The organism is Mycobacterium sp., from assembly GCF_025965855.1.
GTDB lineage: Bacteria > Actinomycetota > Actinomycetes > Mycobacteriales > Mycobacteriaceae > Mycobacterium.
In genome coordinates, this window is the sequence record NZ_JAOPWB010000021.1 from 1 (window position 1) to 7,375 (window position 7,375).

Annotated in this window: 6 protein-coding genes and 2 pseudogenes; all 8 read left to right on the forward strand. The window is 67.6% G+C overall.

Going from position 1 to position 7,375, the window contains the following annotated elements; all coding sequences use genetic code 11:
• A pseudogene (locus JWP83_RS01930) lies at nt 1–221 on the forward strand (hypothetical protein); the annotation flags it as partial.
• A 114-nt stretch (nt 222–335) separates the two neighbouring features.
• A complete protein-coding gene (locus tag JWP83_RS01935; RefSeq protein WP_297725251.1) occupies nt 336–1,247 on the forward strand; it encodes a DUF2520 domain-containing protein in 912 nt (303 codons plus the stop codon).
• Nucleotides 1,244–2,191, forward strand: a complete 948-nt coding sequence (gene panC / locus JWP83_RS01940; protein ID WP_297725253.1) for a pantoate--beta-alanine ligase — start codon at nt 1,244–1,246, stop codon at nt 2,189–2,191. The genes JWP83_RS01935 and panC overlap by 4 nt, the downstream gene beginning before the upstream one ends.
• Nucleotides 2,191–2,610 (forward strand): aspartate 1-decarboxylase, encoded by a 420-nt coding sequence (gene panD, locus JWP83_RS01945; RefSeq protein ID WP_297725255.1) that lies wholly within the window; start codon nt 2,191–2,193, stop codon nt 2,608–2,610. The genes panC and panD overlap by 1 nt, the downstream gene beginning before the upstream one ends.
• Nucleotides 2,611–2,612: 2 nt before the next feature.
• Nucleotides 2,613–3,428 (forward strand): type III pantothenate kinase, encoded by an 816-nt coding sequence (locus JWP83_RS01950; protein WP_297725257.1) that lies wholly within the window; start codon nt 2,613–2,615, stop codon nt 3,426–3,428.
• A 178-nt stretch (nt 3,429–3,606) separates the two neighbouring features.
• On the forward strand, nt 3,607–5,115 hold the full coding sequence (gene lysS / locus JWP83_RS01955) for a lysine--tRNA ligase (RefSeq protein ID WP_297725259.1): 1,509 nt from the start codon (nt 3,607–3,609) through the stop codon (nt 5,113–5,115).
• Between the two features lie 112 nt (nt 5,116–5,227).
• Entirely contained in the window at nt 5,228–5,566 is a 339-nt protein-coding gene (lsr2, locus tag JWP83_RS01960) for a histone-like nucleoid-structuring protein Lsr2 (protein ID WP_297725261.1), read from the forward strand.
• A gap of 287 nt (nt 5,567–5,853) precedes the next feature.
• Nucleotides 5,854–7,375, forward strand: a pseudogene (gene clpC1, locus JWP83_RS01965) (ATP-dependent protease ATP-binding subunit ClpC); the annotation flags it as partial.

Below are 7,375 nucleotides of genomic sequence, written 5' to 3' on the forward strand. Positions count from 1 at the left end.
CGGCACCGCCGCCCGCCGCGGCCGCGCCGCCACCACCGCAGATGGCTCCACCGCCGCAGCCGGAGGCGGCACCCCGCCATCGCGGCGCGGATCCCCTGGCGGGGGGCTCAGATGGCTCTGACGACGCCCCGCCGAGCGGTGGCCAGTCCGTCGCCGACCTGCTGGCGCGGCTGCGGGTCGAGCCGTCCGGTGCCGGCCGCCGCCGTCGCCGTGACGGCTGAGCTGGGAGCTTCCTCACATTGGGCTCGGCTTGAGGATCGACTAAAGTCTTAGTGACCGTCCGGTACCCGAGCATGGGACTGGAACGAACCAAGAAAGCTGTGAGGTCGTCTGCGATGGGGCAGTTCGACGGACTGCGCCCGGCCAGGCTCAAGGTGGGAATCATCTCCGCCGGCCGGGTGGGCTCCGCGCTCGGTGTCGCGCTGGAGCGCGCCGACCACGTCGTGGTGGCGTGCAGCGGCGTCTCGCGCGCGTCGCGCCAGCGGGCGCAGCGCCGGTTGCCCGATACCCCGGTGATGTCGCCGCCGGACGTGGCCGCGAATGCCGAGCTGCTGCTGTTGGCGGTGCCCGACAGCGAACTCGCCGGCCTGGTGTCCGGGCTGGCGGCGACCTCGGCCGTGCGGCCCGGCACGATCGTGGCGCACACGTCCGGCGCCAACGGGGTCGGCGTCCTCGCGCCCCTGACCCACGACGGCTGCACACCGTTGGCGATTCACCCCGCGATGACGTTCACCGGCTCCGACGAGGACATCACCCGGCTGCCCGACACCTGCTTCGGGATCACCGCGGCCGATCAGGTCGGGTACGCGATCGCGCAGTCGCTGGTCCTCGAGATGGGCGGGGAGCCGTTCTGTGTTGGCGAGGACGCCCGCGTCCTCTACCACGCCGCCCTGGCGCATGCGGGCAACCACATCGTGACGGTGCTAGCCGACGCGGTCGAGGCGCTGCGGGCCGCGCTGCGCGGCAGCGAACTGCTCGGGCAACAGACCATCGACGACCAGCCGGGCGGCCTCGCCGAACGCATCGCCGGGCCGCTGGCCCGGGCGGCGCTGGAGAACACCCTGCTCCGCGGCCAGGCCGCGCTGACCGGGCCGGTGGCCCGCGGTGACGCCGCCGCCGTCGCCGAGCATCTGGCCGCGCTCGCCGAGGTCGAGCCGGAACTGGCCCAGGCGTACCGGGTCAACGCCCTGCGTACCGCCCAGCGCGCGCACGCCCCTGCCGACGTCATCGAGGTGCTGGCGCGATGAACCCGACCCAGCGCCGGCCACCCGCCTTCAAACCCGGCGAACTCAACGTCTACTCGGCGCCGCGCGATGCCACGGACGTCAGCCGTGCGCTGCGCCACACCGGCCGGCGGGTGATGCTGGTGCCCACCATGGGCGCCCTGCACGACGGGCACCTCGCCCTGGTGCGAGCCGCCAAGCGGGTCCCCGGCTCGGTGGTTGTGGTCTCGATCTTCGTCAACCCGCTGCAATTCGAGGAGGGGGAAGATCTCGACGCCTACCCCCGGACCCTCGACGACGACGTGGCGCTGCTGCGCGGCGAAGACGTCGAGATCGTGTTCGCGCCGACCGCCGCGGCGATGTACCCCGACGGTCTGCGCACCACTGTGCACCCCGGCCCGCTGGCCGGCGAACTCGAGGGCGGCGCGCGGCCGACCCATTTCGCCGGCGTACTGACCGTGGTGTGCAAGCTGCTGCAGATCGTCCGTCCCGACCGGGCGTTCTTCGGCGAGAAGGACTACCAGCAGCTGGTCCTGATCCGCCAGATGGTCACCGACCTCAACGTCGACGTGGCCGTGGTCGGCGTCCCGACGGTGCGCGAATGCGACGGCCTGGCGATGTCGTCGCGCAACCGCTACCTGGACCCGGCGCAACGCGAACTGGCCGGCACGCTTTCCGCGGCGCTGACCGCGGCGGCCCACGCCGCGCCCGCGGGCGCGCAGGCCGCGCTGGACACCGCCCGCGCCGTGCTCGACGCCGTGCCCGCGATCAGCGTCGACTACCTGGAATTGCGCGACGCGGATCTGGGCCCGCCGCGGGCCGGCGCGCCCACCCGGCTGCTGGTCGCGGCCCGCCTGGGCACCACCCGACTGCTGGACAACATCGCCATCGAAGTAGGAGCAACCTCGCCGGCACCCCTGGGGCCGGACGTTTATCGGGACACCCTCGAATCACATTGGAGGAATTGATGTTACGGACGATGCTGAAGTCGAAGATCCACCGCGCCACCGTCACGCAGGCCGACCTGCACTACGTCGGCTCGGTGACCATCGACGCCGACCTGATGGACGCCGCGGACCTGCTCGAGGGCGAACAGGTGACCATCGTTGACATCGACAACGGCGCCCGCCTGGTCACCTATGCGATCACGGGCGAACGTGGCAGCGGTGTGATCGGAATCAACGGTGCCGCAGCGCATCTCGTCCACCCGGGCGACCTGGTGATCCTGATCGCATACGGGACGATGGAAGACGCGGAGGCGCGCGCCTACCGGCCGCGGATCGTGTTCGTCGACTCCGACAACAAGCCGATCGACCTCGGACACGACCCGGCGTTCGTGCCCGCTGACGCGGCGGAGCTGCTCGATCCCCGGATCGGCGCGCGGTAGCCGTGCTGCTGGCCATCGACGTCCGCAACACCCACACCGTCGTCGGACTGCTATCGGGATCCAAGGAGCACGCAAAAGTCGTGCAGCAGTGGCGGATTCGCACCGAGTCCGAGGCAACCGCGGACGAACTGGCGCTGACCATCGACGGCCTGATCGGTGACGATTCCGAGCGCCTTACCGGCGCCGCCGCGCTGTCGACCGTCCCGTCGGTGCTGCACGAGGTGCGGATCATGCTCGATCAGTACTGGCCGTCGGTGCCGAACGTGCTCATCGAGCCGGGGGTGCGGACCGGGATCCCCCTGCTGGTCGACAATCCGAAACAAGTCGGTGCCGACCGAATCGTCAACTGCCTGGCCGCATATCACCGGTTTCAAAGTGCCGCCATCGTCGTCGATTTCGGATCCTCGATCTGTGTGGACCTGGTGTCGGCAAAGGGCGAGTTTCTCGGCGGCGCCATCGCGCCGGGGGTGCAGATTTCGTCAGATGCCGCCGCGGCCCGCTCCGCGGCGCTGCTCCACGTCGAGCTGGCCCGCCCCCGCTCGGTGGTCGGCAAGAACACCGTCGAATGCATGCAAGCCGGTGCGGTGTTCGGCTTCGCCGGGCTGGTCGACGGTTTGGTCCAGCGCATCCGCGAGGATGTGGACGGCTTTGCCGGCGACGACGTGGTGGTCGTGACCACCGGCCATACCGCGCCGCTGCTGCTGCCCGAACTGCACTCCGTCAACCACTACGACCAGCACCTGACGCTGCATGGCCTGCAGCTGGTCTTCGAGCGCAACCGCGACGCCCAGCGCGGCCGGCTGAAGACGGCGCGCTAGAGGCCGGCATTCCGCGTTGAGTGTGAAGCCACGGCGTTGAGTGTGAATCCGCGGCGTTGAGTGTGAAGCCTGGCAGGCGTTCGGCCGGATTTTCCGCCCACAGCACACACGCAAAGCCATGAGCGCACAGTCAAAGCCCTGAACGCACTCTCGACCCCGTCATTTAAGCTGGCACGTCGTGAACTCCGCCGAGCCCGACCTTCCTGAGCAGTTCCGGATCCGCCGGGACAAGCGCGCTCGCCTGTTGGCGGAGGGATCCGACCCCTACCCGGTCGCCATCGAGCGCACCCACACCCCGGCCCAGGTGCGCGCCGCCCACGCCGACCTGCCGACCGACACCGCCACCGACGACATCGTCGGCGTCGCGGGCCGGGTCATCTTCGCGCGCAACTCCGGAAAACTGTGCTTTGCGACACTCCAGGACGGCGACGGCACCACCCTGCAGGTGATGATCAGCCTCGACAAGGTCGGCCAACAGGCGCTCGACGCGTGGAAGGCCGACGTCGACCTCGGCGACATCGTCTACGTGCACGGTAACGTAATCAGCTCACGGCGCGGCGAATTGTCCGTGCTGGCCGACTCCTGGCGGATGGCGGCCAAGTCCCTGCGGCCGCTGCCCGTCGCGCACAAGGAGTTGAGCGAGGAATCGCGGGTGCGGCAGCGCTATGTCGACCTGATCGTTCGTCCCCAGGCCCGCACGGTGGCCCGGCAGCGAATCGCGCTGGTCCGAGCGATCCGCAACGCACTGGAACGGCGCGGGTTTCTCGAAGTCGAAACCCCTATCTTGCAGACCCTCGCCGGTGGCGCCGCCGCCCGGCCGTTCATCACGCATTCCAATGCGCTCGACATCGATCTCTACCTGCGGATCGCGCCGGAACTGTTCCTCAAGCGCTGCATCGTCGGCGGATTCGACAAGGTCTTCGAGTTAAATCGCGTGTTCCGAAACGAAGGAGCCGATTCGACGCATTCTCCGGAATTTTCCATGTTGGAGACCTACCAGACCTACGGAACCTATGACGATTCAGCGATCGTCACGCGTGAGCTTATTCAAGAGGTGGCCGACGAGGCGATCGGAACCAGACAACTGCCGTTGCCAGACGGCAGCGCGTACGACATAGACGGAGAATGGGCGTCAATACAAATGTATCCGTCGCTGTCGGCGGCACTGGGTGAGGAGATCACGCCCGAGACGACGGTCGATCGGCTGCGTGCCATCATCGGGCAGCTCGGCTCCAAGATGCCAGAGATCCCCGACAACCGCGGCTACGGGCACGGCAAACTCGTCGAGGAACTGTGGGAGCACATGGTGGGCAACTCCCTGACCGCGCCCACATTCGTCAAGGATTTCCCAGTGGAGACAACACCTTTGACGCGCCAGCACCGCAGCATTCCCGGCGTAACCGAGAAGTGGGACCTTTACCTTCGCGGAGTCGAACTGGCCACCGGGTATTCCGAATTGAACGATCCCGTCGTGCAGCGCGAGCGGTTCGCTGCGCAAGCCCGCGCCGCGGCCGCCGGCGACGACGAGGCCATGGCGCTTGACGAAGACTTTCTCGCCGCGCTCGAGTATGGGATGCCGCCGTCCACGGGAACCGGAATGGGTATCGATCGGTTGTTGATGTCTTTGACCGGCCTGTCAATTAGAGAGACAGTTTTGTTCCCGATTGTTCGGCCGCACTCCAGTTGAGTTACCCGTTGCGTCCGGATTGAGTATCCTGGGTTGTTATGGCAGATTGGTCCTTGGGGAGTGAATCCGAACTGCTCAGCATCTGCTCAGGACGAAACGCGAGGGTAAGCTAATGGCAAAAAAAGTGACCGTCACCTTGGTCGATGATTTCGACGGTGCGGGCGCGGCCGACGAAACGGTGGAATTCGGGCTTGACGGGGTGACCTACGAGATTGACCTTTCGTCCAAGAATGCCACGAAACTGCGCAACGATTTGAAGCAATGGGTGGCGGCGGGCCGCCGCGTCGGCGGTCGTCGTCGGGGGCGTTCCGGCTCGGGACGCGGCCGCGGCGCCATCGACCGCGAGCAAAGCGCCGCGATCAGGGAATGGGCGCGCCGCAACGGGCACAATGTGTCGACGCGTGGCCGCATCCCCGCGGACGTCATCGACGCCTTCCACGCGGCGACCTAAGCGAACCGCTTACCGACGCCCGGGTCCGCAAGGCCCGGGCGTCAGTGTTTTCGATTTCGCTGGCGGCGGAATGATTGCCGGCCCGCGCGGGAAACGCTTTGGTGGTTTTCCTCGTTTACCTGTTACGGCTCTGCGCCGAAACGGGTGTGCGGCCTGGACCACCAGTCACCGCAACGTTAGGACCCCCGGCAGGCCGACCATTACAGTGGATGGCAGGTACGCGGTTCCGGCCCCACTGGACCGGCAGTTGCGTTGTACCGATGGTGAGGGAGAGCAGGTAACCACCGATGTTCGAAAGATTTACCGACCGTGCCCGCAGGGTCGTCGTCCTGGCGCAAGAAGAGGCCCGGATGCTCAACCACAACTACATCGGCACCGAGCACATCTTGTTGGGCTTGATTCACGAGGGTGAGGGCGTCGCGGCGAAGTCGCTGGAGTCGCTGGGCATCTCGCTGGAGGGCGTCCGCAGCCAGGTCGAGGAGATCATCGGCCAGGGCCAGCAGGCCCCGTCGGGACATATCCCGTTCACCCCGCGCGCAAAGAAGGTTCTCGAGCTGAGCCTGCGCGAGGCGCTGCAGCTGGGCCACAACTACATCGGCACCGAGCACATCTTGCTCGGCCTGATCCGCGAGGGTGAGGGCGTGGCCGCCCAGGTGCTGGTCAAGCTGGGCGCCGAGCTGACCCGGGTGCGCCAGCAGGTGATCCAGCTGCTGAGCGGCTACCAGGGCAAGGAGGCCGCGGAAGCCGGGACCGGCGGTCGCGGCGGCGAGTCCGGGAGCCCGTCCACGTCGCTGGTGCTCGACCAGTTCGGGCGCAACCTGACGGCCGCCGCGATGGAAGGCAAGCTGGACCCCGTCATCGGCCGCGAGAAGGAAATCGAGCGGGTGATGCAGGTGCTGAGCCGGCGCACCAAGAACAACCCGGTGCTGATCGGAGAGCCCGGCGTCGGCAAGACCGCCGTCGTCGAGGGCCTGGCGCAGGCCATCGTGCACGGCGAGGTCCCCGAGACGCTGAAGGACAAGCAGCTCTACACGCTGGACCTGGGTTCGCTGGTCGCGGGCAGCCGCTACCGCGGTGACTTCGAGGAACGCCTGAAGAAGGTGCTCAAGGAGATCAACACCCGCGGTGACATCATCCTGTTCATCGACGAGCTGCACACCCTGGTGGGCGCCGGTGCCGCCGAGGGCGCGATCGACGCGGCAAGCATCCTGAAGCCCAAGCTGGCCCGCGGTGAGCTGCAGACGATCGGCGCGACCACGCTCGACGAGTACCGCAAGTACATCGAGAAGGACGCCGCCCTGGAGCGCCGCTTCCAGCCCGTGCAGGTCGGGGAGCCGACGGTGGAGCACACCATCGAGATCCTCAAGGGCCTGCGCGACCGTTACGAGGCCCACCACCGCGTGTCGATCAGCGACAGCGCGATCGTGGCCGCGGCCACCCTGGCCGACCGCTACATCAACGACCGGTTCATGACGGACACGGCGATCGACCTGATCGACGAGGCCTGTGCCCGGATGCGGATCAGACGGATGACCGCGCCGCCAGACCTGCGTGAATTCGACGAGAAGATCGCCGAGGACCGTCGCGAGAAAGAGTCCGCGATCGACGCGCTGGACTTCGAGAAGGCGGCCAGCCTGCGCGACCGCGAGAAGCAGCTGGTGGCCCAGCGGGCGGAACGCGAAAAGCAGTGGCGCTCCGGCGATATGGACGTGGTCGCCGAGGTCGACGACGAGCAGATCGCCGAGGTCCTGGCCAACTGGACAGGTATCCCGGTCTTCAAGCTCACCGAGGAGGAGACCACGCGTCTGC

Coding starts and splice junctions, on each gene's coding strand:
- JWP83_RS01935 (WP_297725251.1), top strand. CDS start 336: ATGGGGCAGTTCGACGGACTGCGCCCGGCCAGGCTCAAGGTGGGAATC.
- panC (WP_297725253.1), top strand. CDS start 1,244: ATGAACCCGACCCAGCGCCGGCCACCCGCCTTCAAACCCGGCGAACTC.
- panD (WP_297725255.1), top strand. CDS start 2,191: ATGTTACGGACGATGCTGAAGTCGAAGATCCACCGCGCCACCGTCACG.
- lsr2 (WP_297725261.1), top strand. CDS start 5,228: ATGGCAAAAAAAGTGACCGTCACCTTGGTCGATGATTTCGACGGTGCG.